Genomic DNA, 690 nt, shown 5'->3' on the forward strand with positions numbered 1-690 from the left:
CCCATTTTTAGTACTCGCCAGAAGTAGATGTCGGGCCGCAATGGCCAGCTTCTGTTTGGGGGTGATGCCTCCCAGGGCCATATTTGGTCGTTCGTGATTGTATGTCCAGATCCATCGCGTGGCGTGATCTTGTACCTCAGCGATGGACTCGAACAGGTAGTGCCCCAACCAGTCGTAACGTACTGTGCGGTTGTAGTGTTCGACGTAAGCATTCTGCTGGGGATTTCCGGGCTGGATATGTTCTCTAGGCGGATACCATGCCTCTCTGCCCACAGCACAAGCTTGCTGCTTATGTATTCCGGGCCGTTGTCACTGCGAATCGACCGGGGTTTGCCACGCCATTCGATCACTTGATCCAGCGCACACACCACCCGTTCTGCCGGCAGTGATAGGTCGATATCCATGGCCAGGGCTTCGCGGTTGAAATCGTCGATCAGGTTGAAAGGACGGAAGCTGCGACCGTCTGCCAGTTGGTCGTGCATGAAGTCCATCGATCAGCAGTAATTGATCGCCTCTGGCACCGCCAGAGGCTTGGGCTTTTCCCGCACGATACGTTTATGCGGCTTGATTCGCAGGTTCAGCTCCAGCTCCCGATAGATCCGGTACACCCGTTTGTGATTCCAGCGATAGCCTTTCACGTTGAGCAAATACAGGAAGCACAGGCCAAAACCCCAGTTGCGCTGGTTGTGT

Annotated in this window: 1 pseudogene; it reads right to left on the reverse strand. The window is 54.9% G+C overall.

Annotated features, from left to right (window positions below):
* Positions 1 to 690 (reverse strand): annotated as a pseudogene (locus ACSZPK_RS26925) (IS3 family transposase); the annotation flags it as partial.

Origin of the sequence: Pseudomonas sp. LRF_L74 (genome assembly GCF_965644255.1) — a bacterium.
Classification (GTDB): domain Bacteria; phylum Pseudomonadota; class Gammaproteobacteria; order Pseudomonadales; family Pseudomonadaceae; genus Aquipseudomonas.